Here is a 23092-nt window from a genome sequence, read left to right on the forward strand (position 1 = left end):
TCCCCGCCGCCCCTCCGCTCTGAGCCCGCTGCTCCAGCGGCCCCAGCCCCCGCGGCCCCCGCAACACCAGCCCCCGCAGCCCCCGCCCCCGAGCCCCCAGCCCCAGCACCCGCCGCGGCATCGTCCCCCGAGCCACCCCCGGACTCATCCGGATCCTCCGCGTCCAGCAACTGCACGGCATGCCGCCCCAGCTGCGCGACCAGCGCCCCCGGCAGCCAGGGGTCAAGAGTGCGGCCCCCTTCGCTGAGGGTGTCCTGCGCGCCTGTCCGCTCCAGGACGTCGTCGAGGGTGGGCCGGGACGCCGGGTCCTTGCGCAGGCACAGGGCTATCAGTTCGGCGAGGTTCTCGGGGAGCCCTGTCAGGTCCGGCTCCTCCTGGGCGATGCGGAACATCAGGGCGTGCACCCCGCTGTTGGCCGTACCGAAGGGCAGCGCGCCCGACGCCGCGTACGCCAGGACGGAGCCGAGGCAGAACACGTCGCAGGCCGGCGTGATCCGGTCGCCGCGCACCTGCTCGGGCGCCATGAAGCCGGGCGAGCCGACGAGCGCGCCGGTGCGGGTCAGGCCGCCGTCGGTGACCGTCTCCAGGGCGCGGGCGATGCCGAAGTCGATGACGCGCGGGCCGTCGATCGTGACGAGCACGTTCGACGGCTTGAGGTCGCGGTGGACGATGCCCGCCGCGTGGATGTCCTTGAGGGCGTTGGCGAGCCCGGCGCCGAGGATGTGCACGGACCGCTCGGGCAGCGGCCCGTGGTCGCGCGAGACGACGCTCTGCAGCGAGGGCCCGGCCACATACCCCGTGGCGACCCACGGGATCGGCGCCTCGGTGTCCGCGTCCAGGACCGGCGCCGTCCACGCGCCGCCGACCCGCCGCGCGGCCTGCACCTCCTGCCGGAAGCGGTTCCTGAACTCGTCCTGTTCGGCGAGCTCCTGGCGGACCAGTTTGACCGCGACCGTGCGGCCCCTGCCGGACCGCGCGAGATACACCTGCCCCATGCCGCCCGCGCCGAGCCGCGCCAGCAGCCGATACGCGCCGATCCGCTGCGGATCTCCGGGCCCGAGCTTCTCCATCGCCGCACCGACCTCCCCCATTGGTGTGCAACAGGGTGAGGATAGTGCGGAGCTACGACAGCGGCAGCCACCCCGCCCTCTACGGTTCCGTAACGGGTTCCGTATCCGGTTCCGAGACCGCGTCGAGCACCTCGGACAGGCGTTCCAACACCCGTACCGTTTGCACGAATTCGTCCTCACCGAGCACCGCCGCCAGCCACCCGGCCAGCTCCGCGTGCCCCGGGCCGATCCTCGCCACGGCCGCCCTGCCCTCGTCCGTCGGCCGCAGCAGCTTGGCACGGCGGTGCGCCGGGTTCGGCACGTACTCGGCGAGGCCCTTGCCCACCAGCAGATCCGCCACGCGCTGCACGCTCTGCCGCGTGATCCCCATCGCGCGGGCGATCCCCGCCACCGGCAGGGGCTCGCGCAGCACGGCGCCGAGCACCTGCCACCAGGCGGCGGTAAGCCCGGCGGGGCGAGCCAACTCCTCGGAGCGTGCGAGTAGTTGGCCGTTCAGGCGGAATACAGCGAGGGCGGTGCGGCTGAGCAGCTCCTGCTGGGCGCGGCGCGCCGATTCCGTCATAGTCGTCTCCCCGTCTACGCGTTCAGCGTCTCGTACGCCGCCGGGTCCGAGTCGTGGAAGAGGCGGTACCACGCGTCGAGCTTCTCGCCCTCGAAGACATCACCGAGCCGCCCGAAGATCTCCCGTGCGAACGCGACCGGCTCGGTCGGGCCCGCCGTGATCAGGTCGCCGTCGGTGACCGCGTCCGCCTCGACGTACCGCTCACCGCCCTTGTAGCCGGCGGCCGCCAGATACATCGGCGCGGCGCTGGTGTGCGACCGGTCGTCGAGCAGCCCCTCGCGGGCGATCCCCGCCGTGGCCCCGCAGATCGCGCCGACGGGCACCCCGGCGTCGAGGAACGCGCGGGCCGTGCGGGCGAACGGCGCGAGGTCCTCGCTCGTGTCCCACAGGTCGGCTCCAGGCAGGATCAGCAACGAGCTGTTCTCGGGCCGCAGTTCGGCGAGTGTCAGGTCCGGCTGGACGCGCAGGCCGCCGATGGACGTGACGGGGGCGGCGGAGGCGGCGACCGTGCGGATGCCGTAGCCGACGCGGGCGAGCCACGCCGTGGTGTGGCCGGTCTCCCAGTCGGCGAAGGTGTCGTAGACGGCCAGGTGCACGGGCTTGCGGGACATGAGGGCCTCCGGGAGGTGAATGTCGTATCGCTGCGGCTCACTGCGCGTCGGGCCTGTGTGAGTATCCTGTCAAATGGACAGGGTGCTGTCAAAAAATCCGAGGGTAGGGAACCGCTTCGTTAACGTCCGGGAGGGGCGGCCTTAACCCGCCGCTCCCTAGCGTCCTGGTCATGGACAGCACACTGACCCTCAGCGCCCATCTGGGCCTCGACCTCGTCGCCGTCGCGCTGCTGACCTTCGGAGTCTTCTATCCGCGGCACCGCAGGCGCGAGCTGGTCCCGGCGTATCTCGCCCTGAACGTCGCCCTGTTCGCGGTCGTCGCCGGGCTCGGGACCGTCGGCGGCGACGGCGGGCTCGCGCTCGGCTTCGGGCTCTTCGGGGTGCTCTCGATCGTGCGGCTGCGCTCCGACGCGCTCCAGCACCAGGAAGTCGCGTACTACTTCATCACCCTGGTGCTCGGCCTGCTCTGCGGCCTTCCGGCGCTCAGCCTGCCGGTCGCCGCCGGGCTCTCGGGCGTGCTGCTCGTGGTCATGTACGGCGCCGACCACCCCCGCCTCTTCGCGTACGACCGGCGGGCCGTCATCACCCTGGACGCCGTGTTCCGCGAGGAGACCGCCCTGCGGGCGGAGCTGGCGCGGCGCCTCGGGGAGCCGCTCGGCTGGACCGTGCGGGAGGTCGACTACGTACGCGACCTCATGATTCTGGAAGTCCGCTTCCGGCAGCCGGAACCTTCGATACGGTCCGGGGAGTTCCTACGGAAGACGGCCCGACGCCCGCACCAGGAACCCGAGGGACAACGACGACGCACGACCCGGTCCCGCACGATCGCCCCCAGCCACCCGAAGGAGACCGTGTGAACCCCGCCGTACGCGCCATCGGCCGCGCCGCGCTCGCCGCGCACCCCATCACTCTCGACGAGGTGAACGCCCGCGCGGAGCTGCTCGCCCGCTACGACAACAGCTATCTCGTGCCCGTCGAGATCTTCGAGGACCTCGCGTCGCTGCTGACCGACCCCCGGCGGGCCGCCGGGCCCTTCCGGGCGCTCAGCATCGGCGGGAAGCGCTGGTTCCGCTACCACTCGACGTACTACGACACCCCTGAGCTGGGCACCTTCCACGACCACCGCCAGGGGCGGCGGCTGCGCTACCGCATTCGTGAGCGGGTCTACCAGGACAGCGGTGAGCGGCAGTTCGAGATCAAGCTGAAGAGCGGACGGGGCGAGACCGTCAAGCACCGGCAGCGGCTCGAAGGCGACGACCACGCCCTGGACGAGGCGCGGCGGGGATTCCTCGCCGGCGTGCTGAGGGGGTCGTACGGGATCGAGGCGCCGGAGTGCCTGACCGCCTCGCTCGTCACCGACTACCAGCGGGCCACGTTCGTCGCCGACGGGCAGCGCATCACCTGTGACGCGGGGCTGGTCGTGCGGGACACGGCGACGGGGCGGACGGCCGCCGCCGACAGCGGGCTCGTCCTCGTCGAGACCAAGACCAAGGGGCACCTGACCGACGCCGACCGGGTGCTGCACCGGTTCGGGGTGCGGGCCGCCGAGTTCACCAAGTACTGCGGGGGATACGCGGCGGTCCGGCCCGAGCTGGGGATCAACCGGTGGGCGCGGGCGGTGCGGACGGCGTTCCCTCGCGGGGTGCGGGCGGGAACGTGAGGGTGACGCGGGCGCCCTCCGGTGTGCTCGCCGTCTCGAAGCGGCCGCCGGCTTCCTCGGCGGTGCGGCGGGCGATGTCCAGGCCGAGGCCCGTCGAGCCCGCGCCGCTCGTGCCGCGGTCGGGTGCCGTGGTGTCGGGAAAGCCGGGGCCCTCGTCCGCGACGGTCAGCTCCGCCTCGTGGGCGGGGGTCTTGACGACCTCGATGGAGAACGCCGTGCCCTGAGGGGTGTGGTCCAGGACATTGCCGATCAACGCGTCCAGCGCGGCGGCGAGTTCGTCCTCCGGGACCGGGACCAGGACGGTGTGAGCGGGCGTCGTGGTGCTGGTAACGCGGTTCTGGTCCTCCGCCAACGGCTGCCAGAACGCGGCCCGTTCGCGCGCCACCGCCGCCAGGTCCGCGCGCGGCGCCTCACGCAGGGGGCGCCTCGCCTTGCGGATCACTTCGTCGACGCTGTGCTCCAGCGCGGTGACGTCCGCCGCGATCCGGACCGCCTCGTCCGGGTCCCGCAGGGTCTCCGCGTCCAGGCGCAGGGCGGCCACCGGGGTGCGCAGGCGGTGGGCCAGGTCGGCGGCGTTCTCCCGCTCGGCGGTGAGCAGTTCGTCGATGCGGGCGGCCAGGCGGTTCAGCTCGCCCGCGATCAGGCGGAGTTCGGGCGGGCCCTCCGGGGTCGCGCGGGCGGTCAGGTCACCGGCGGCCAGGCGGTCCGCCGTGCCTGCGAGGCGGCGAGTGGCACCGACAAGACGGGCGCCGAGGCGGTCGGCCAGGAGGAGACCGAGGAGTACGAGACCTACACCGATCCCGGCCAGGACGAGCCAGGAGGCGAGCGTACCCGCGTACAACTGGTTTTCGGCCAGGGTCACTTGGACCACCGCCGTGCCGCTCCTCGCGCCCTGCACGGGAACCAGGACCAGGCGGCCGCCGGACGCGGGCTCGTAGGTGAAGGCGCGGCCGGTGCGGGCCAGGCGGATCGGGGCGGTGGTGGCCGTCCCCCTCTGGACGGGCGGACCGATGACCGTGTTGTCCGCAAGGATCAGTGAAGTGGAGGGCAAGCCCTTGCCGTTGACGCTCTCCACCGTCTGCTCGGCGGTCTCCCGCTCGTCGGCGGTGGCCAGGGCGGGGCCCAGGGCGTGGGCCACCCACTGGGCCCGTGCGGTGGCCTCGGCCGTGGCGCGGTCGGCGGCGTGGGTGCGGGTCAGGAGCGTGAGGGGGACGAGCAGGGCGGTCAGTACGAGGGCGGTGGTCGCCGCCGTCAGGAGGAGCAGGCTGCGGCGCATCAGGCGGGCTCCTCCGGGGGCGTGAGCTTCACGCCCACCGTGCGGACCGTGTGGAGGTAGCGCGGGTGTTGGGCCGTCTCGCCCAGTTTGCGGCGGAGCCAGGAGAGGTGGACGTCCACCGTCTTGTCGGCGCCGCCCAGCGGCTGCTGCCAGACCTCGGCGAGGAGTTCGCGGCGCGATACGACCTGGCCGGGGCGGCGCGCGAGGAACGCGAGCAGGTCGAACTCGCGGGGCGTCAGATCGATGACCGTGCCGTCCAGGGTGACGTCGCGGGACGCCGGGTCGATGGAGAGACCGCCGACGCGCAGGGGTTCCTCGGTCCCGGTCACGCCCAGGCGGCGCAGGACCGCCTTGACGCGGGCGTCCAACTGCGCCGCCCCGAACGGCTTGACGATGTAGTCGTCCGCGCCGGCCTCGAGGACCGTGACCATCTCCGGCTCGTCGTCGCGGGCCGTCGCCACGATGACGGGCACGTCGCTGACCGCGCGCAGCATCCGCAGGACCTGCGCCCCGTCGACGTCCGGCAGGCCGAGGTCCAGGACGACCAGGTCGGGCCTGCTGGTGACGGCCGCGTCCAGGCCCGCCATGCCGCTCGGCGCGGTCGCCACCGCGTGGCCCTTGTCGCGCAGGGCCCGCACCAGCGCGCCGCGGAGCTGGGGGTCGTCCTCGACGACGAGAAGATGCGCCATACAACCACCGTAGTCAGGGGCGGGCGGGAGCTTCGACGGGGGCGTTGTCGGGGTCTTAACCGGGCGTTAGGAAACGATGCGGCACAGTGGCGGGATGAGGAAGTGGCGGAGCGCCGTCGGCACGGCGGCGTGGGTGGCCGTGGGTACGGCGGCGGGGGCGCTGGGCGCCTGGCAGCTGGCCGGTTCGGACAGCGGGGGCGACGCGGCGCACAGCCGGCCGCTGGATGAGGCGGCGGTACGGAAGGCGCTGGCCAAGGCGGCGGATTCGCCCGCCGCGGGGGCGGGGGGTTCCGCTTCGTCTCCGTCGGGTGGCGGGGCGGGGTCTACGGAGAAGCGTGGTGGCGGTGCCGCTTCTACGGAGAAGCCCGGTGGCGGTGCCGCTTCTACGGAGAAGCCCAGCGGGAAGCCGACCGGGGAGCCCACCGGGAAGGCGTCTCCGCCGTCCGCCGAGCGGTCCAGCGTGCGGTTCACCGGTGGGGCGGCGACCGTGGAGTGCCGTCCCGACGGCACCGTCTTCCTCGTCTCCTGGAGCCCCGCCGACGGGTTCCACATCGACGACGACGTGGAGCGGGGCCCCGCGGCCGTCGTACGCCTGGAGGCGGAGCCGGGCGACGACGACGAGCGGGACGACCTGCCGTACGAGATCCGGTGCACGGCGGACGGGCCGCGGGCGAAGGTCGTGGCGGACACGGACGACGACTGAGGCCGACCGGGGCTGGCGGGGCCGACGGGGTCGACCGAGACCGCCGAGGCCGATGAGGCTGCTCCCGGTGGTCATGCGACACAGTGTCGGGTTCCGCCACCGACGTCAGACAGGACGCCCATGTCGTGTCCACTCCGTGGACATTTACCCTCGGCCCCATGACCCCTCAGCCGAACCCGCAGGCCGGCGCCGCCGTGAAGGCCGCGGACCGCGCACACGTCTTCCACTCCTGGGCCGCACAGGAACTCATCGACCCACCGGCCGTCGCCGGTGCCGAAGGCTCGTACTTCTGGGACTACGACGGGAACCGCTACCTCGACTTCACCAGCGGCCTCGTCTACACCAACATCGGGTACCAGCACCCGAAGGTCGTCGCCGCGATCCAGGAGCAGGCGGCGACGATGACGACGTTCGCGCCCGCCTTCGCCATCGAGGCCCGCTCCGAGGCCGCACGCCTCATCGCCGAGCGGACCCCCGGCGACCTGGACAAGATCTTCTTCACCAACGGCGGCGCCGACGCCGTCGAGCACGCCGTCCGCATGGCCCGTCTGCACACGGGCCGCGCGAAGGTGCTCTCCGCGTACCGCTCGTACCACGGCGGCACCCAGCAGGCCATCAACATCACCGGTGACCCGCGCCGCTGGGCCTCCGACAGCGGCTCGGCGGGCGTCGTCCGCTTCTGGGCGCCGTTCCTGTACCGCTCGCGCTTCTACGCGGAGAACGAGCGGCAGGAGTGCGAGCGGGCCCTCCAGCACCTGGAGGACACCATCGTCTTCGAGGGCCCGCAGACGGTCGCCGCGATCATCCTGGAGACGATCCCCGGCACCGCGGGCATCATGACGCCGCCGCCGGGCTATCTCGCGGGCGTCCGCGAGATCTGCGACCGGTACGGCATCGTCTTCATCCTCGACGAGGTCATGGCGGGCTTCGGGCGGACCGGCAAGTGGTTCGCCGTGGACCACTTCGAGGGCGTCGTGCCGGACCTGCTGACCTTTGCCAAGGGCGTCAACTCCGGTTACGTGCCCCTGGGCGGCGTCGCCATATCCGGTGCCGTCGCCGAGACCTTCGCGCGGCGGCCCTACCCGGGCGGTCTCACGTACTCCGGGCACCCGCTGGCCTGCGCCGCGGCCGTCGCGACGATCCACGTCATGGAGGACGAGGGCGTCATCGACAACGCGGCCCGCCTCGGCGCCGAGCTGATCGGCCCGGGCCTCGCCGAGCTGGCCGAGCGGCATCCGAGCGTGGGCGAGGTGCGGGGCCTCGGCATGTTCTGGGCGCTGGAGCTGGTGAAGGACAGGGAGACGCGGGAGCCGCTGGTCCCCTACAACGCCACGGGCGAGGCGAACGCCCCGATGGCGGCGTTCGGCGCCGCCGCGAAGAAGCACGGCCTGTGGCCGTTCATCAACATGAACCGCACCCATGTGGTTCCGCCGTGCACCCTCACGGAGACGGAGGCGAAGGAGGGCCTCGCGGCGCTGGACGCGGCGCTCACAGAAGCGGACACCCACGTGGCCTAACGGCGCGGCGCCGGGCCCCTGGGCCTACCCCCGGCTCACACCCGGCCCCTCGGCTCCCCGGGCCGGACTCCCCACCCGCCCTTGTCCCCGCCCCTTGGTTCTCCAGCCGGAACTTCCCACCCACCCGCCCCCTGTCCCCGAGGACCGCCTCTGGGCGGTGGTCCTGGGCCTGGGCCGTGGCGGCTGGGGCAGGTGCGAGGGTCCCGCGTGGGTGGACCGGCCGGGGGCGGGGTGGGTTACCCGGGCGGGACTCCCCACCCACCCATGGCCCCCGCCCCTTCAACCCGGGGCAAACGAGTGGGTGGGTGGGAGACATCCGCCGCGCAGCGGCGGGCCAGGACCCCCCGAACAACCCCCGCGGGAAGAACCACCCCCGCCCCCCAGACCCCCCACCGCGTAGTCTGACCTCCCCGCGCTAGTAAGCGAGACCAGCAAGACGACCGCACCAGGCGACCACGCCAGACTCCGTGGGGGAACCCAGATGCCCGGCACCGACGGCCCCGCCGTCATCCGCAGCACTCTGCGCCAGCAGATCGCCGACGCCCTCCGCGACGAGGTCCTCGCGGGCCGGCTGGAGCCGGGCCAGGAGTTCACCGTCAAGGAGATCGCCGACCAGTACGGCGTCTCCGCGACCCCCGTCCGCGAGGCCCTGGTGAACCTGACGGCGCAGGGTCTCCTGGACGCCGACCAGCACCGCGGCTTCCGCGTGCACGAGCACACGCTGGCCGACTACCGCGGCATGCTGGAGGCCCGCAGCCTCATAGCCGACGGCATGTTCCGCGACCTCGCGGAGAACCCCGGGGCCCGCGACGACATGGCCGACGCGCTGACCTCCGTACGCCGCCGAGGCGAGGAGGCCGCCCGCGCGGCCTGCGCCGGTGACCTGAACGTCCTGATCGGCTACGACCTCCGGTTCTGGCGCGAGCTGAGCGCCCTCTTCGGCAACCCCTACCTCTCCGACTTCCTGCACCGCCTGCGCGTGAAGTCGTGGGTGTGCGCCGTCACCCATCTGCGCCGCTGGAGCGAGGGAGGCGGTGGCGACCTGCGCGGCGCGCTCTGGTCCGGGCACACCGAGCTGGTCGACGCCCTGGCGCGCCGCGATCCGACGGGCGCCCACGCGATCGTCGTGGAGTACAACGCCCACTCCCTGTCCCTCATAGAGCGCCTGGCCACCGCATGAGCGCAGACCTGACCGTCGTCGTCCCCGCGTACAACGAAGAACGCCGCCTCGGCCCCACCCTCGCCGCCATCCGCGAACACCTCGACTCGACGGACCAGGGCGCGTGGGAGCTGATCGTCGTGGACGACGGCTCCACCGACCGCACCGCGGAGATCGCCGCCGAAACGGCCGCCGACGACCCCCGCGTCCAGCTCGTCCGGAGCGACCGCAACCGCGGCAAGGGCCACGCCCTGCGCCTGGGCGTCCTGGCCTCCCGCGGCCGTCGCGTCCTGGTGACCGACGCCGACCTGGCCGCGCCCATAGAGGAGCTTGACCACCTCGACAAGGCGCTCGCCGACGGGCACACGGCCGCGATCGGCTCCCGGGCCCGCCCCGGCGCGACCATCGGCGCCCACCAGCACCGCCTGCGCGAGCTGCTCGGCCGGACCGGCAACTTCCTCATACGTTCGGTCGCCGTCCCCGGAGTCCGCGACACCCAGTGCGGCTTCAAGCTCTTCGACGGCGACCGCGCCCGTGAGGCCTTCGCCGCGTCCCGGCTGCGCGGCTGGGGCATAGACGTCGAGATACTCCAGTACTTCCGCCGGGCGGGCTGGCCGGTCGCCGAGGTGCCCGTGCGCTGGTCCCACCAGGAGGGCTCGAAGGTCAGGCCCCTGGACTACGTCAGGGTCCTCGCCGAACTGACCCTCCTCAAGGCCCGCGCGGTCCGCCGCACGATCCGCCGCGCCGACGTCCTCGTCGCCCTCCTCTTCCTGGCCCTGTCGGTCACCCTCTACGCGCAGCGCTGGACGTCCCCCGCCCACCGCTACATCCCCGACTCCATGCAGGACCAGAACCAGTGGGAGTGGTTCTTCGCGGTGACGGCGGAGAATGTCCGCCACTTCGACAACCCGCTCTTCACCACCCTCCAGAACTTCCCGGACGGCGTGAACCTCATGGCCAACACGGTCATGCTCGGCCTCTCCGTCCCGCTCGCCCCCGTGACCTGGCTCCTCGGCCCGGCGCTCGCCCTGAACGTGGCGATGACCGGCGGCCTGGCCGCCACCGCCGTCGCCTGGTACTGGCTGATCGTCGGGCGACTGGTCGCCCACCGGGGCGCCGCCGCCGTCGGCGCGGCGCTCGCCGCCTTCGCGCCCCCGATGATCAGCCACGCGAACGCCCACCCGAACTTCATCGTCCTGTTCATGATCCCGCTGATCATCGACAGGGCGCTGCGGCTGTGCGAGGGCACCCGGGTCGTACGCGACGGGGTCGTCCTCGGCCTCTTCACGACGTACCAGATCTTCCTGGGAGAGGAGCCGCTCCTGCTGGCGGCGCTCGGCATGCTGCTCTTCGCCCTCGCGTACGCGGTCGTACGCCGGGACGTGGCACGCGCGTCCTGGCGCCCGCTCGCCCGCGGCATCGGCATCGCCCTCGCGGTCACGCTCCCGCTGGTCGCCTACCCCCTCTACTGGCAGTTCTTCGGTGCCCAGAGCTACAAGAGCGTGCTGCACGGCGACAACGCGGGCAACAGCCCGCTCGCCTTCATCTCCTTCGCGGAGCGCTCGCTGGCGGGCGCCAAGGAGAGCGCCGACGCCCTCGCCCTGAACCCGACCGAGCAGAACGCCTTCTACGGCTGGCCGCTCACCGCGCTGGCCTTCGCGATCGTCGTACGACTGTGGGAGCGCGCGGTGGTCAAGGCGCTCGCCTGCACGGTGCTCGCGGCGGCGCTGCTCTCGCTCGGCCCGAAGTTCCGCATTCCGCTGACGGATGTCGTCCTGCCGGGTCCGTGGGCGATGATCCGCCACCGGCCGCTCTTCGAGTCCGTCATCGAGGGGCGTGTGGCGATGGTGTGCGCCCCGGCGCTCGGCATGCTCCTCGCGCTGGCCCTCGCCCGCCTGTCGGCGGCGGACCGGGGCGCCACCCGGTACGCGGGTCTGGCCGCCGTCGCCCTCGCCCTGCTGCCGATCGTGCCCGCGCCGCTCAAGGCCGTGGACCGGGTCGACGTACCGCCGTTCATCGCGCACGGCACCTGGCGCGCGTACCTGGGCGAGGACGAGACGCTCGTACCGATCCCCGTGCCCGACGCCGCCCATGCGGAGGCCCTGCACTGGCAGACCGTCGCCGGCCTGGGCTTCCGCCTCCCCGGCGGCTACTTCAACGGCCCCTGGGGCCCGGACCGCGTAGGCATCTACGGACCCGTGCCCCGCAACACCTCGAACCTGCTGCGCGACGTGAGCGAGTCGGGCCGCGTCCCGAAGATCAGCGCCGCCTGGCGACAGGCGGCCCGCGACGACCTGGCGTACTGGAAGGCGGGCGTCCTTGTGCTGCCCCCGCAGCCGCACGACGCCGCGCTGCGCACCACCGTGGACGCGCTCGTCGGGCGGCGGGCGCGGTGGGTGGACGGCGTGTGGGTATGGGACCTGTACGAACGCGGCGGCGACGGCCGGGACAACCGGGATGCGCACAAGGGCAGCTAGCGGACCCGGGGCGCGGTTACGCTGCCTGAACGCGAGGCAACGCACGGCTGCACAGCTACGAACGTCCCGTCCACCGACCCTGACCCGAGGAGTCTTCTTTTGGCCTGCGACCTGTGGCTGGTCCCGCTCGTCGATGTGTTGTGCCACAGCCCCGACAACCCCTTCGCGGAAGAGATCGCCGCCTACGACAAGGCGCTGCACGAGGCCGGGTTCCCGCCCGTCCCCGTCTTCTCGTACATGCCGGGCCTCTCCGGTGACGTCGCCCCGGTCGCGGGCTTCGACTACGACGCGCTGCACTTCCTGCGCCGCGCCTACCTCCTGCGGATCTGCGGCCTCGAAGTCACGCCGGTGGACGAACTGGGCGGGGACTACGAGCAGTTGCTGGAGATGTTCGACGCCACGGCCCAGCAGTCGCACCTGGTCTGGCACTACGACCACGCGGGTGCGTACGTCCCCGTGGACTTCCCGGCGCCGCTCTCCAACGACGAACTCCTCGCGGGCGGCGGCCCGCTGGGCTCCTCCCAGGCGCTTCTGCGGGAACTGGAGTTCGTCGCCCCGTCGATCGGCATAGATCCGTCGAACCCTCCCCAGGCCCCCCGGCCACCGGCGGCCCCGACGTCCCTGGAGGAACCGGCGGCCCCGGCCCCTCCGGACGAGAGCCCCTTCGCCAGGGAACGCCATGTCTGGCTGGGCCTCCACGCGGCGACGACACGCAGCCTCGCGCAAGGCTCGATGATCATCTACAGCTGAGGGAGACGAGCCCGCCCGAGGCATCAGAGCCCCGGCTCGGCTCCGGAGGTCTACCTCGGCTCCGGCGGCCGCTGCCGAGGCATGTTCGGCCGCGCCCCGGGCGGCAGCGGAGTCCGCCCGGGGGGAGCCGGAGCCTCCCGGGCGTGCCCGGGCACCATCGACTGCATGACCAGCGGCACGGGACCCGCCCGGAACTCCACCATCCAGTCCGACGTCTCCGCCCGCACCAGCTCCGTCACGTCCTCGGAGAACCTCCGCAGCACGCCGAGGCACCGCTCCGCCGCCTCCCCCGCGGTCCCCTCCGTGGGCCCGAGGACCTCCCGCACGCTCTCCGACGCCCAGTCGAACTGGAGCGCCTGCAGCCGCCGCTGCACGGCCTGCGCGGTCGCCACGTCCCGCATCCACCCGGACGTGAGCCCGAAGAACCGGTCGCATCCCACGCACGCCACCCCGGCGAGCAGCGAGACGAAGCCCCACGAGGCCACGGACTCCACGGCCCCGGCCAGATCGAGCAGCGGCAGCGCCCCCGCGCCCACGGCGCCCAGCGCGGCGCCCGCCCGCAGCAGCCGCGCCCCGCGCCGCTTCCAGCCGCGGTCGGTGAGATACCACTCGGCGGTGGTCAGCGCGCCCTGCTCCACCCACCGGTACAGCTCGTCGAGCCGCTCGGCGGGCTCGCCCCAGTCACCGAGCGGGAAGACCCGCCCGGTCAGGTCCCCCAGCCGCTGCCCGCCCGCACCGGCGGCCGCACCGGCACCCGCCCCCGCACCCTGCCCTTCGGGGGGCACCCCCTCGGGCTGCATCTCCGGCTGGCTCACCCGGCACTCCTCTACGAGATCCCTGACTGTTCCCGCTGTTCCCGCTGTTCCTGCTTCCTGCGGCGGCGCAACGTTCCGTGCCGATGCGGTGGCACAAGTCCTACCGCCCAATGGGTGGGCCCGAGCCCGGGTTCGCCGCTTTTCCGCCCGGAAGAGGTGCTTGATCAGGTATGGGAAGACGGTCCGCCTCACTCGAAAGAGTGCTGGGGCGTCGGCACCCCTGACCACGTAGGCTCGTTTCAGGCGGAAACCCCGCCACGTGGACCCGTAGGAAAGAGAGCTGATCGTGATCCCCGGTGGTGGCCAGCCCAACATGCAGCAGCTGCTCCAGCAGGCCCAGAAGATGCAGCAGGACCTCGCGACCGCGCAGGAGGAACTCGCGCGCACGGAGGTCGACGGCCAGGCGGGCGGCGGTCTCGTCAAGGCGACGGTCACGGGCTCCGGCGAGCTGCGCGGCCTGGTGATCGACCCGAAGGCCGTCGACCCCGAGGACACCGAGACGCTGGCGGACCTCGTGGTCGCGGCGGTCCAGGCGGCCAACGAGAACGCGCAGACGCTCCAGCAGCAGAAGCTCGGCCCGCTGGCCCAGGGCCTGGGCGGCGGAGGCATCCCGGGCCTTCCCTTCTAAGAAACCCCCCGGCCAACTACCGTACGTAGAGGGTCGGCAACCTTCTCAGGACCTCAGGGCCCCAGGATCTTCAGGAAAGGCGTTCCGTTGTACGAAGGCGTGGTTCAGGACCTCATCGACGAGTTGGGCAGGCTGCCCGGCGTCGGTCCCAAGAGCGCGCAGCGGATCGCCTTCCACATCCTCCAGACGGAGCCCACCGACGTGCGCCGCCTCGCGCACGCGCTCCTGGAGGTGAAGGACAAGGTCCGTTTCTGCGCCACCTGTGGGAACGTCGCGCAGGAGGAGCTCTGCAACATCTGCCGCGACCCGCGCCGCGACCTCTCGGTCATCTGCGTCGTCGAGGAGCCGAAGGACGTCGTGGCGATCGAGCGGACCCGCGAGTTCCGCGGGAAGTACCACGTCCTGGGCGGGGCGATCAGCCCGATCGAGGGCGTGGGCCCGGACGACCTGCGGATACGGGAACTCCTGGCGAGGCTCGCCGACGGCACGGTCACGGAACTGATCCTGGCGACCGACCCGAACCTGGAGGGCGAGGCCACGGCGACGTACCTCGCCCGCATGATCAAGCCCATGGGCCTGAAGGTCACCCGCCTGGCCAGCGGACTCCCTGTCGGGGGAGATCTGGAATACGCGGACGAGGTCACCCTGGGCCGCGCTTTCGAGGGGAGACGACTCCTAGATGTCTGACGCCACGCTGAACACCGCGATCGACAACCCGGACGACTTCGCGGTGCAGATCTCCGATCAGGTGGAGAGCTTCATCGTCTCGGTCAGGGAGGTCGCCAAGGGCGACGAGCCCGACTCGGCGGTCCCCTTCCTCCTCCTGGAGGTCTCCCAGCTCCTGCTGGCCGGCGGCCGTCTCGGCGCGCACGAGGACATCGTCCCCGAGGAGCGGTACGAACCGGACCTCGGCCCCGAGCAGGACGTGGACGACCTCCGCGAGCGCCTCGCGCTGCTCCTGGAGCCCATCGACGTCTACTCCGAGGTCTTCGACCCGTACGAGCCCCGCAAGGCCCCGGTGGCCGCCCGTATCTCGGACGACCTCGCGGACGTCGTCGCCGACCTCTCCCACGGCCTGGCGCACTACCGCGCGGGGCGCACGGTGGAGGCCCTGTGGTGGTGGCAGTTCTCGTACTTCTCGAACTGGGGCTCCACCGCGTCGGCCGCCCTGCGCGCGTTGCAGTCCCTGGTGGCCCACGTACGCCTGAACCAGCCCCTGGAAGACCTCGACGGCCTGGACACGGACGAGGATCTGGCCGAGGACGCGCTCGCCGAGGAGGCGGGCAGGGTGATGGCTGAGGAGATCGCGGGACCGCTGGGTCTGCACACGGTGAAGCCGTTGCAGTAGTACGGCGGTGCGGTAGTGCGGCTGTGACCCCTCCCACTTTCCGGAGTGCAGCGCTCCACAGCGGGCATGTGCCATGCCGAGCGGCCGGAACGTACGACCCGACAAGCGGGGACGTATGCCTGTGGTGATCACTCAGTGAGCGGGACATCTCACGATGTGGTATCCGCGCGGCGAATTTCGGTCGCTCGTTAAACTGAGCCGACCGCACAACGGATTGAGCGAGGAGCGCACGTGGGCCTTGTCGTGCAGAAGTACGGAGGCTCCTCCGTAGCCGATGCCGAGGGCATCAAGCGGGTCGCCAAGAGAATCGTCGACGCCAAGAAGAACGGCCATCAGGTCGTTGTCGTGGTGTCGGCGATGGGCGACACGACGGATGAGTTGATCGATCTTGCCGGGCAGGTGTCGCCGATCCCCGCCGGGCGGGAATTCGACATGCTGCTGACCGCTGGTGAGCGGATCTCCATGGCGCTGCTCGCCATGGCGATCAAAAACCTGGGGCACGAGGCCCAGTCGTTCACCGGCAGCCAGGCCGGCGTCATCACCGACTCCGTCCACAACAAGGCGCGGATCATCGATGTCACCCCCGGGCGGATCAGGACCTCGATCGACGAGGGCAACATCGCCATCGTCGCCGGGTTCCAGGGCGTGAGCCAGGAGGGCAAGAACATCACCACGCTGGGCCGCGGCGGGTCGGACACGACCGCCGTCGCCCTCGCCGCCGCCCTCGACGCCGAGGTGTGCGAGATCTACACGGACGTGGACGGTGTCTTCACCGCCGACCCGCGTGTGGTGAAGAAGGCGCGGAAGATCGACTGGATCTCGTTCGAGGACATGCTGGAGCTCGCCAGCTCCGGGTCCAAGGTGCTCCTCCACCGCTGTGTGGAGTACGCACGCCGTTACAACATCCCGATCCACGTGCGCTCGTCCTTCAGCGGGCTCCAGGGCACGTGGGTCAGCAACGAATCACACGCCGAGCAAGGAGCCCGCAAGGTGGAGCAGGCCATCATCTCCGGTGTCGCGCACGACACCTCCGAGGCCAAGGTCACGGTCGTCGGCGTGCCGGACAAGCCGGGCGAGGCCGCCTCGATCTTCCGCGCGATCGCGGACGCCGAGGTCAACATCGACATGGTCGTGCAGAACGTGTCGGCCGCCTCGACGGGCCTGACCGACATCTCCTTCACCCTTCCGAAGGACGAGGGCCGCAAGGCCATCGACGCCCTGGAGAAGACGCGGTCGGCCATCGGCTTCGACTCCCTGCGCTACGACGACCAGATCGCGAAGATCTCCCTCGTCGGCGCCGGTATGAAGACCAACCCCGGTGTCACGGCGACCTTCTTCGAGGCGCTCAGCGACGCGGGCGTCAACATCGAGCTGATCTCGACCTCCGAGATCCGCATCTCGGTCGTCACGCGCGCCGATGACGTGAACGAGGCCGTGCGCGCCGTGCACACCGCCTTCGGCCTGGACTCCGACACGGACGAGGCCGTGGTCTATGGAGGCACCGGCCGATGAGCCGAAAGCCGACGCTCGCGGTCGTCGGAGCGACCGGGGCCGTCGGCACGGTCATGCTCCAGATCCTGTCGCAGCACGCCGACATCTGGGGCGAGATCCGACTCGTCGCCTCACCGCGCTCGGCCGGCCGCAAGCTGGCCGTGCGCGGTGCGCAGGTCGAGGTCCTCGCCCTGTCCGAGGAGGTCTTCGACGGCGTCGACGTCGCCCTGTTCGACGTGCCCGACGAGGTGGCCGCGCGATGGGCGCCGCTCGCCGCGTCCAAGGGCGTCGTCGTGGTCGACAACTCCGCGGCCTTCCGGATGGACCCGGACGTGCCGCTCGTCGTGCCCGAGGTCAATCCGCACGCCGCGCGCGTGCGGCCGCGCGGCATCGTCGCCAACCCCAACTGCACGACGCTCTCCATGATCGTGGCGGTCGGCGCGCTGCACGCCGAGTTCGGGCTGCGCGAGCTGATCGTCTCCTCGTACCAGGCCGTGAGCGGCGCCGGACGGGACGGCGTGGAGACGCTGCGCCGCCAGCTGAAGCTCGTGGCGGGCTCCGAGCTGGGCACCAGCCCCGGGGACGTACGCCGGGCCGTCGGCGACGACACGGGGCCCTTCCCGGAGCCCGTGGCGCTGAACGTCGTGCCGTGGGCCGGGACGCTGCGGGACGACGGCTGGTCGTCGGAGGAGATGAAGGTCCGGGACGAGTCGCGGAAGATCCTCGGACTGCCGGGGCTGCGCGTCGCCGCCACCTGCGTGCGCGTGCCCGTCATCACGACGCACTCCCTGACCGTCCACGCCCGCTTCGAGGACGAGGTCACGGTCGACCGCGCGCGCGAGATCCTCGCCACCGCGCCCGGCGTCGTGCTGTTCGACAACCCGGCCGCGGGGGAGTTCCCCACCCCCGCCGACGTGGTCGGGACCGATCCGACCTGGGTGGGCCGGGTGCGGCGCGCGCTGGACGACCCGACCGCGCTGGAGCTCTTCGTGTGCGGGGACAACCTGCGCAAGGGCGCCGCGCTGAACACCGCGCAGATCGCGGAGCTGGTGGCCGGGGAGTTCACCGCCGGCTGACTCGCGCCGGGCCCGACCGATCGGTATGCCGTCACGAACTGATCGGTATGCCGCCCCAGCGCGGGGGCGCCTGTGGGATCTGTGTAAGTTCTGTGTCCAACTCGGTGGCCAGGGCGCTTCGAACTGGATCATCTGCGCGTTCGAAGATTCGCGTCCGATCACTGCAACCGGCGACGGGGCGGGGGGCGTCTTTAGCGGTCGCCCTCTGGGCGGCCTGAGCGCCGCGAAAAACGGGGCATAGGGGAAGAGCTGGTACGCATGGGGGCATTTGATGCATCGTCACGAGCGGTGCCCGCGCGACTCGCCGCAAACGCGATGCCGGACGCGTACAACCCTGACGGGGGGAAGCGTGTCCAACAGGCGTGGCAGAGGTACTCGACTTCACAGCGGTACAGGCGAGAGGCGCGGCAGCGCTGCGTCCCCCTCGTCGTACCCGCGCGGCCGGTGGCATGCCGGTGATCGCGCCCATGCCCGCGGCGCGGCCCGCCCGCATTCCGTCGCAGCGTGAAGGCGCTGACGACACCATGACCATGACCGCGGGCACCACAGTCGACCATCTCACCGAGACCTACCGCGCCCACTACCGGTCGCTGCTCGGCCTCGCCGCGCTGCTCCTGGACGACACGGCGTCCTGCGAGGACGTGGTGCAGGAGGCGTTCATCCGCGTCCACTCCGCGCGCAAGCGGGTGCGGGACCCCGAGAAGACGCTCGCCTATCTGCGCCAGACCGTGGTGAACCTCTCGCGGTCCGCCCTTCGGCGGCGCATCCTCGGCCTGAAGCTGCTCTCCAAGCCGATGCCGGACATGGCGAGCGCGGAAGAGGGCGCGTACGACCTGCTGGAGCGCGACGAGCTGATCAAGGCGATGCGCGGCCTCCAGCGGCGCCAGCGCGAGGTCCTCGTGCTGCGCTACTTCGCCGACATGACCGAGGCGCAGGTAGCCGAGACCCTGGGCATATCGCTCGGTTCGGTGAAGGCGTACGGCTCGCGCGGCATCGCGGCCCTGAGGGTCGCCATGGGGGCGCCGGCATGAATGAGCGCAAGCGTGACGAGCAGGGCGGATCTGAGCGGCATGGCGGGAACGGAAACGTGAATCACGACCCCGAGGATGGACCGGATCGTGATCGTGGCGAGGGAATCGGCGCGGAGGGGGCTGGCGCCGGGGGGGTTGGTGCCGAGGGCGTCGATGCCGAAGGTGTCGGTGAGGGGGTAGCCGAGGGGGGCGCTTCTGGCGGTCCTGGTTCCGGCGATTCGGGCTCCGGCGGTTCGGGCTCTGGCGGTCTGGATTCCGGCGGCGTCGGTTCGGGCGGTCCGGATTCCGGTGAGCTCGCGCTGCGGCGGATGATGCGGCAGGCCGTTCAGGAGATCGAGCCGAGCGAGCGCTCCCTCGAACACCTGCGGCAGGCGGTGCCCGCCCGCAGGGCCCGCAAGCGGCAGGCCGTCGTCGGACTCGCCGCCGCCGCGCTCTTCATCGGCACCGCCGTCCCCGCCCTGGTGCACGTCACCAACTCCGGTGGCGGCTCGGACGACCGGCCCTCGATCGCGGGCAACAGCCAGGAGTCACAGGGCGGCTCCAGCCAGGGCAAGGGCCCCGACGAGCGACAGAAGGACTCCGACAAGAAGCCCGGCAAGTCCAAAGAGAAGGACAAGAAGGACAAGAAGGGCAAGAGGGGCGGCAAGGGGAAGGGTGGCACGGGCGGTGGCGGTACGGGATCACCCGACCCCGGCGCCTCCGAAGCCGCCACCTCGCCCGTCTGCTCCGCCGCCCAGCTCGGCGCCACCGGCAGCGCGGGCGCGCCGGACGTGGACAACAAGGTGTACGGCAGCTTCCGCGTCACCAACGTCTCCGACAGCAGCTGCACGGTCGAGGCCGCGGGCGCGGTCGGCGTCACGGCGCAGGGCGCGGCCGACCCCGTGAAGGTCACCGTGGTGGACCACACTGCGGGCGACGCCGCGGGTGCCCTGCCCGACCCCTCACTGGAGGCGAGCCCGCTCGTCCTGCAGCCCGGCGCGGCGTACGAGGTGCGGTTCGCCTGGGTGCCGTCGGAAGCGTGTCCGACGGACGGCGGCGAGCCCACGCCGAACCCCACGCCCACCGACGGCGGCGGCACCACGGAGGGCGGAACGCCCGACGGCACGGAGCCCCAGCTGGAGCGGACGGACGGTGGAGTGGCCGACGGCAGCGTCGTGGTGTCCCTGACCGCGGAGGCGGGCGCGCCCTCGGCGGGGGCGACGGTCACCAACGCGTGCGCGGGGACGGTCTACCGCACGGGGATCCTGCCGGCGTCTTAGGCGCCGGCCCCGGCGTCTGTTCTGGCTTCAGCTCCGGCTTCGGCTTCGGGCAGCAGGCCGAGGCGGGCGTCGCGGGCGAACTCCGCCTCGCGGCGGAAGAGGCGGAACCACATGAAGACCACGAAGCCCGCGAAGACGAACCACTCACCGGTGTAGCCGAGGTTCTGGAACGCCTTCAGGTCCAGGCCGGTGTTGCCCGGCGCGGTCGCCGGGACCGCCTTCATCCCGGAGTCGCCCTTGTCGAGGGTGACCCAGGCGTCGTACACGTCGTCGCGTACGAGATTGACGAGCGAGGCCGAGCTGATCGCGCCCAGCTGGCCCTGGGGGAGGCCGCCGGCGGCGCTGACCCCGTTGGAGCCGGGGCTCTCGGAGGCCTGTAGGGCGCCCGTGACCGTGACCTCGCCCGTGGGGGCGGCCGGGGCCTTCGCGGTGCTCGCGTCGCCGGGGAGCCAGCCGCGGACCACGGGCAGTGACTTGCCGGTGTCGGTGCGCAGCAGAGTCAGTACGTAGAAGCCGCGCTTCTCGTCCAACTCCCTGTCCGGGACAAGGAGTTGCTTGCCGTACCGGCCGGTGGCCGTGGTCTGCTCGCCCGAGGTCTCCTGGTCGACGGGCAGCAGCGAAGCGAGGGGCTTGGCCTTGGCCTGGCGGCCGTGGGCGCCGTGCTCCTCGGCCTGTTCCCTGGCCTGTTCCTTGGCGGACTCGTGGTCCTGTACGCGGTCCTCGAAGCGGCTGAGCTGCCAGGAGCCCATGAAGATGCAGAAGGGGATGGCCAGCGCGACGAAGACGTTGATCCCCCACCATCGGGGCGTCAGCAGAAACCGGTACACACCTCCACGGTACGGGGCCCCTGCGGGGTGCTGAGCCGTGGGGTGCCGCGAGCCCCCGTCGCTCCGCGACGGTCCACCCCCCTTCGCGCACCCCCCCGTCGCGCCGCGACGGTTCTTCCGCCCACCCGCCCTACCTCGCCCCTTCGACGCGGGGCAAACGGGTGGGTGGGTGAGAAAGATTCCGCCGCGAAGCGGCGGTCTGGGCCGCTCCAGAAGCCGCCCGCAGAGCCCGCCGGCAGGGCAACCCGCTCAAGCCCCGCCCCCGGGGAGATGCCGGGCCGCGAAGTCCAGCTCCAGGGCCACCTGCTTGATGCGCTCGTCCACGACGAGTGACCCATGGCCCGCGTCATAGCGGTAGACCTCGTGCGCCGCGCCCCGCGCGGCCAGTCGGTCCACGTAGTTGTCGACCTGGCGGATCGGGCAGCGCGGGTCGTTGACGCCTGCCGAGATGTAGACGGGAGCCTTGACCTGGTCGACGTACGTGAGGGGGGACGACGCGGTGAAGCGGTCTGGGACCTCCTCCGGCGTGCCGCCCAGCAGCGTGCGGTCCAGTGCCTTGAGGGCTTCCATCTCGTCGTGGTACGCCGTCACGTAGTCCGCGACGGGCACCGCCGCCAGGCCCACCGCCCAGGAGTCCGGCTGCGTGCCGAGGCCGAGGAGGGTGAGGTAGCCGCCCCAGGAGCCGCCCGCGAGGACCAGGCGGGCGGGGTCGGCGAGGCCCGATGTGACCGCCCATTCACGGACCGCCGCGATGTCCTCCAGTTCGATGAGGCCCACGCGGTGCTTGAGGGCGTCCGTCCACTCTCGGCCGTACCCGGTGGAGCCCCGGTAGTTGACCCGGACCACCGCGTACCCGTGGTCGACCCAGGCCGCCGGGCCCGCCGCGAAGGAGTCGCTGTCGTGCCAGGCGGGCCCGCCGTGCACCTCGAAGACGGTGGGAAGCGGCCCCCAGGCGCCCGCGGGCTTCTGCACGAGGGCGTGGATGCGGCCGCCCGGCCCGTCCACCCACACGTCCTGGACCGGGACGGACTTCGGCGCCTTCATGCCGGGCGGGTCCAGGACCACGCCGCCCGAGGTGGAGCGCACCACCGGCGGCTCGGCCGCCGACGACCACATGAACTCCACGGTGCCGTCGGGGCGGGCCGTGGCCCCCGACACAGATCCCGCGGGCGTCTCGATGCGGACCAGCTCCCGCGAGGCGAGGTCGTAGCGGAACAGCTCGCCCCGCGCCTCGAAGCCGTGCGCGATCAGCAGCGCGGAGCCGTCCGGATACCACTCGGCGCTCACGTCACCCGGCAGGCCGAGCGCGAGGTCGCTCTCCTCGCCGGACGCGACGTCCCACACCATCGGCTCCCAGCGGCCGCGCCGCTGGTGGGCGACGAGCAGACGCGTGTCCCCGTCGATCGGTGCGAAGCCGAGAACCTCAAGGCCCAGCTCGACCGTGCCGCCCTTGGTGTCGTCCAGCTCGGCGACCGTCGAGCCGTCGGGCCTGATCACGCGGAGCGCGGAGTGCATCGCGTCGCCCTGCTCCGTGTGCTCGACGGCGATCAGCGTGCCGTCGTGGGAGAGGTCGCCGACGCCCGCGGACTCCCGGTGGCGGTACACCTCCACCGGGTCGGAGGCATCGGGACGTACGACATGGATCGTCGAGCCGTCCTCGTCCGTGGAGCGGCCGACGACCACCGTCCCGCCGTCCCTGCCGAGCGCGAGCCCCGCCGGGTAGGAGCCCTCCAGGCCCGGCACCGCGGGCTCGTCCTCGCCCCCGGCGAAGGGCTGGCGTATCCATACGCCGAACTCGTCGCCGTCCTTGTCGTTGAACCACCAGATCCACTCGCCGTCGGGCGTCAGCACACCGTCCGTCGTGCCGTTCGGCCGGTCGGTGACCTGGCGCTGGGTGCCTGTCGTCCTGTCCCATGCGTACAGCTCGTACGTCCCCGTCGCGTTCGACACGAACAGGGAGCGCTGCGGCGCGTCCTCCGCCCAGTCCGGCAGCGACACCCGTGGTGCCCTGAACCGCTTCTCCCAGTCCGGCATCTCCGGCATCCCCGGCATGGACTTCGACCCCGTGGCCTTCTCGGCACCCGTCTCGCTCATGCCCCCCATAGTGCCCGCCGCCGCCGACAATCCGCTGGCGAGGGTCCCC

The 23092-nt window shown here is 72.0% G+C and carries 22 protein-coding genes; 14 read left to right on the top strand and 8 right to left on the bottom strand.

Annotated features, from left to right (window positions below; all coding sequences use genetic code 11):
• From ACWDZ7_RS18455 to ACWDZ7_RS18465, 3 genes are all read right to left on the bottom strand, one after another.
• The coding region (locus ACWDZ7_RS18455) for a serine/threonine-protein kinase (protein WP_451798120.1) at positions 1–1070 on the bottom strand (1070 nt) is incomplete at its 3' end.
• Positions 1071–1149: 79 nt separating this feature from the next.
• Positions 1150–1632, bottom strand: coding sequence for a MarR family winged helix-turn-helix transcriptional regulator (locus ACWDZ7_RS18460; RefSeq protein ID WP_451798122.1), 483 nt, complete (start codon positions 1630–1632; stop codon positions 1150–1152).
• A 14-nt stretch (positions 1633–1646) separates the two neighbouring features.
• Entirely contained in the window at positions 1647–2243 is a 597-nt protein-coding gene (locus ACWDZ7_RS18465) for a DJ-1/PfpI family protein (RefSeq protein WP_451798123.1), read from the bottom strand.
• A 170-nt stretch (positions 2244–2413) separates the two neighbouring features.
• Here ACWDZ7_RS18465 and ACWDZ7_RS18470 point away from each other — a divergent pair, with 170 nt between their 5' ends.
• Together ACWDZ7_RS18470 and ACWDZ7_RS18475 are read left to right on the top strand one after the other, a co-directional pair.
• On the top strand, positions 2414–3100 hold the full coding sequence (locus ACWDZ7_RS18470) for a DUF4956 domain-containing protein (RefSeq protein ID WP_451798124.1): 687 nt from the start codon (positions 2414–2416) through the stop codon (positions 3098–3100).
• Positions 3097–3903, top strand: a complete 807-nt coding sequence (locus ACWDZ7_RS18475; RefSeq protein WP_451798125.1) for a VTC domain-containing protein — start codon at positions 3097–3099, stop codon at positions 3901–3903. Before ACWDZ7_RS18470 ends, ACWDZ7_RS18475 begins: the two co-directional genes overlap by 4 nt.
• Here ACWDZ7_RS18475 and ACWDZ7_RS18480 read toward each other — a convergent pair.
• Positions 3842–5179: a sensor histidine kinase gene (locus ACWDZ7_RS18480; protein WP_451798127.1), complete on the bottom strand. Its 1338-nt coding sequence runs from the start codon at positions 5177–5179 to the stop codon at positions 3842–3844. The two genes, ACWDZ7_RS18475 and ACWDZ7_RS18480, sit on opposite strands and share 62 nt — an antisense overlap.
• Positions 5179–5868: a response regulator transcription factor gene (locus tag ACWDZ7_RS18485; RefSeq protein ID WP_451798128.1), complete on the bottom strand. Its 690-nt coding sequence runs from the start codon at positions 5866–5868 to the stop codon at positions 5179–5181. Before ACWDZ7_RS18485 ends, ACWDZ7_RS18480 begins: the two co-directional genes overlap by 1 nt.
• A 94-nt stretch (positions 5869–5962) precedes the next feature.
• Here ACWDZ7_RS18485 and ACWDZ7_RS18490 point away from each other — a divergent pair, with 94 nt between their 5' ends.
• From ACWDZ7_RS18490 to ACWDZ7_RS18510, 5 genes are all read left to right on the top strand, one after another.
• On the top strand, positions 5963–6571 hold the full coding sequence (locus ACWDZ7_RS18490; protein WP_451798130.1) for a hypothetical protein: 609 nt from the start codon (positions 5963–5965) through the stop codon (positions 6569–6571).
• A gap of 158 nt (positions 6572–6729) precedes the next feature.
• Positions 6730–8088 (top strand): aminotransferase class III-fold pyridoxal phosphate-dependent enzyme, encoded by a 1359-nt coding sequence (locus tag ACWDZ7_RS18495; RefSeq protein ID WP_451798132.1) that lies wholly within the window; start codon positions 6730–6732, stop codon positions 8086–8088.
• A gap of 481 nt (positions 8089–8569) precedes the next feature.
• A complete protein-coding gene (locus ACWDZ7_RS18500; protein ID WP_451798133.1) occupies positions 8570–9268 on the top strand; it encodes a GntR family transcriptional regulator in 699 nt (232 codons plus the stop codon).
• Positions 9265–11724, top strand: a complete 2460-nt coding sequence (locus ACWDZ7_RS18505; RefSeq protein WP_451798135.1) for a dolichyl-phosphate beta-glucosyltransferase — start codon at positions 9265–9267, stop codon at positions 11722–11724. The genes ACWDZ7_RS18500 and ACWDZ7_RS18505 overlap by 4 nt, the downstream gene beginning before the upstream one ends.
• A gap of 99 nt (positions 11725–11823) precedes the next feature.
• Positions 11824–12474, top strand: a complete 651-nt coding sequence (locus ACWDZ7_RS18510) for a hypothetical protein (protein WP_451518966.1) — start codon at positions 11824–11826, stop codon at positions 12472–12474.
• Positions 12475–12524: 50 nt separating this feature from the next.
• Here ACWDZ7_RS18510 and ACWDZ7_RS18515 read toward each other — a convergent pair whose 3' ends face one another.
• Positions 12525–13289, bottom strand: coding sequence for an SLATT domain-containing protein (locus ACWDZ7_RS18515; protein ID WP_451798136.1), 765 nt, complete (start codon positions 13287–13289; stop codon positions 12525–12527).
• Between the two features lie 286 nt (positions 13290–13575).
• Between ACWDZ7_RS18515 and ACWDZ7_RS18520 the strand changes: the two genes are divergently transcribed.
• The 7 genes from ACWDZ7_RS18520 (at position 13576) to ACWDZ7_RS18550 (ending at position 20122) form a co-directional block, all read left to right on the top strand.
• The gene (locus ACWDZ7_RS18520; protein ID WP_451798138.1) at positions 13576–13917 is read left to right on the top strand and encodes a YbaB/EbfC family nucleoid-associated protein; all 342 of its coding nucleotides are present in this window, start codon (positions 13576–13578) and stop codon (positions 13915–13917) included.
• 87 nt (positions 13918–14004) lie between these two features.
• Positions 14005–14604 (top strand): recombination mediator RecR, encoded by a 600-nt coding sequence (recR, locus tag ACWDZ7_RS18525; RefSeq protein ID WP_125514107.1) that lies wholly within the window; start codon positions 14005–14007, stop codon positions 14602–14604.
• On the top strand, positions 14597–15265 hold the full coding sequence (locus tag ACWDZ7_RS18530) for a DUF5063 domain-containing protein (RefSeq protein ID WP_451518963.1): 669 nt from the start codon (positions 14597–14599) through the stop codon (positions 15263–15265). The genes recR and ACWDZ7_RS18530 overlap by 8 nt, the downstream gene beginning before the upstream one ends.
• Before the next feature lie 231 nt (positions 15266–15496).
• On the top strand, positions 15497–16777 hold the full coding sequence (locus ACWDZ7_RS18535; RefSeq protein ID WP_451798139.1) for an aspartate kinase: 1281 nt from the start codon (positions 15497–15499) through the stop codon (positions 16775–16777).
• Positions 16774–17832 (top strand): aspartate-semialdehyde dehydrogenase, encoded by a 1059-nt coding sequence (locus ACWDZ7_RS18540; RefSeq protein ID WP_451798141.1) that lies wholly within the window; start codon positions 16774–16776, stop codon positions 17830–17832. Before ACWDZ7_RS18535 ends, ACWDZ7_RS18540 begins: the two co-directional genes overlap by 4 nt.
• Before the next feature lie 362 nt (positions 17833–18194).
• On the top strand, positions 18195–18863 hold the full coding sequence (locus tag ACWDZ7_RS18545) for a SigE family RNA polymerase sigma factor (protein WP_451798142.1): 669 nt from the start codon (positions 18195–18197) through the stop codon (positions 18861–18863).
• A 308-nt stretch (positions 18864–19171) separates the two neighbouring features.
• A complete protein-coding gene (locus tag ACWDZ7_RS18550; protein ID WP_451798143.1) occupies positions 19172–20122 on the top strand; it encodes a hypothetical protein in 951 nt (316 codons plus the stop codon).
• Here the strand turns inward: ACWDZ7_RS18550 and ACWDZ7_RS18555 are convergent.
• Together ACWDZ7_RS18555 and ACWDZ7_RS18560 are read right to left on the bottom strand one after the other, a co-directional pair.
• Positions 20119–20949 (bottom strand): SURF1 family protein, encoded by an 831-nt coding sequence (locus ACWDZ7_RS18555; protein ID WP_451798144.1) that lies wholly within the window; start codon positions 20947–20949, stop codon positions 20119–20121. The genes ACWDZ7_RS18550 and ACWDZ7_RS18555 overlap by 4 nt on opposite strands.
• A 249-nt stretch (positions 20950–21198) precedes the next feature.
• Positions 21199–23043, bottom strand: coding sequence for a S9 family peptidase (locus tag ACWDZ7_RS18560; protein WP_451798145.1), 1845 nt, complete (start codon positions 23041–23043; stop codon positions 21199–21201).
• Between the last annotated feature and the right edge of the window lie 49 nt (positions 23044–23092).

It is taken from the genome of Streptomyces sp. NPDC003032 (genome assembly GCF_053591415.1).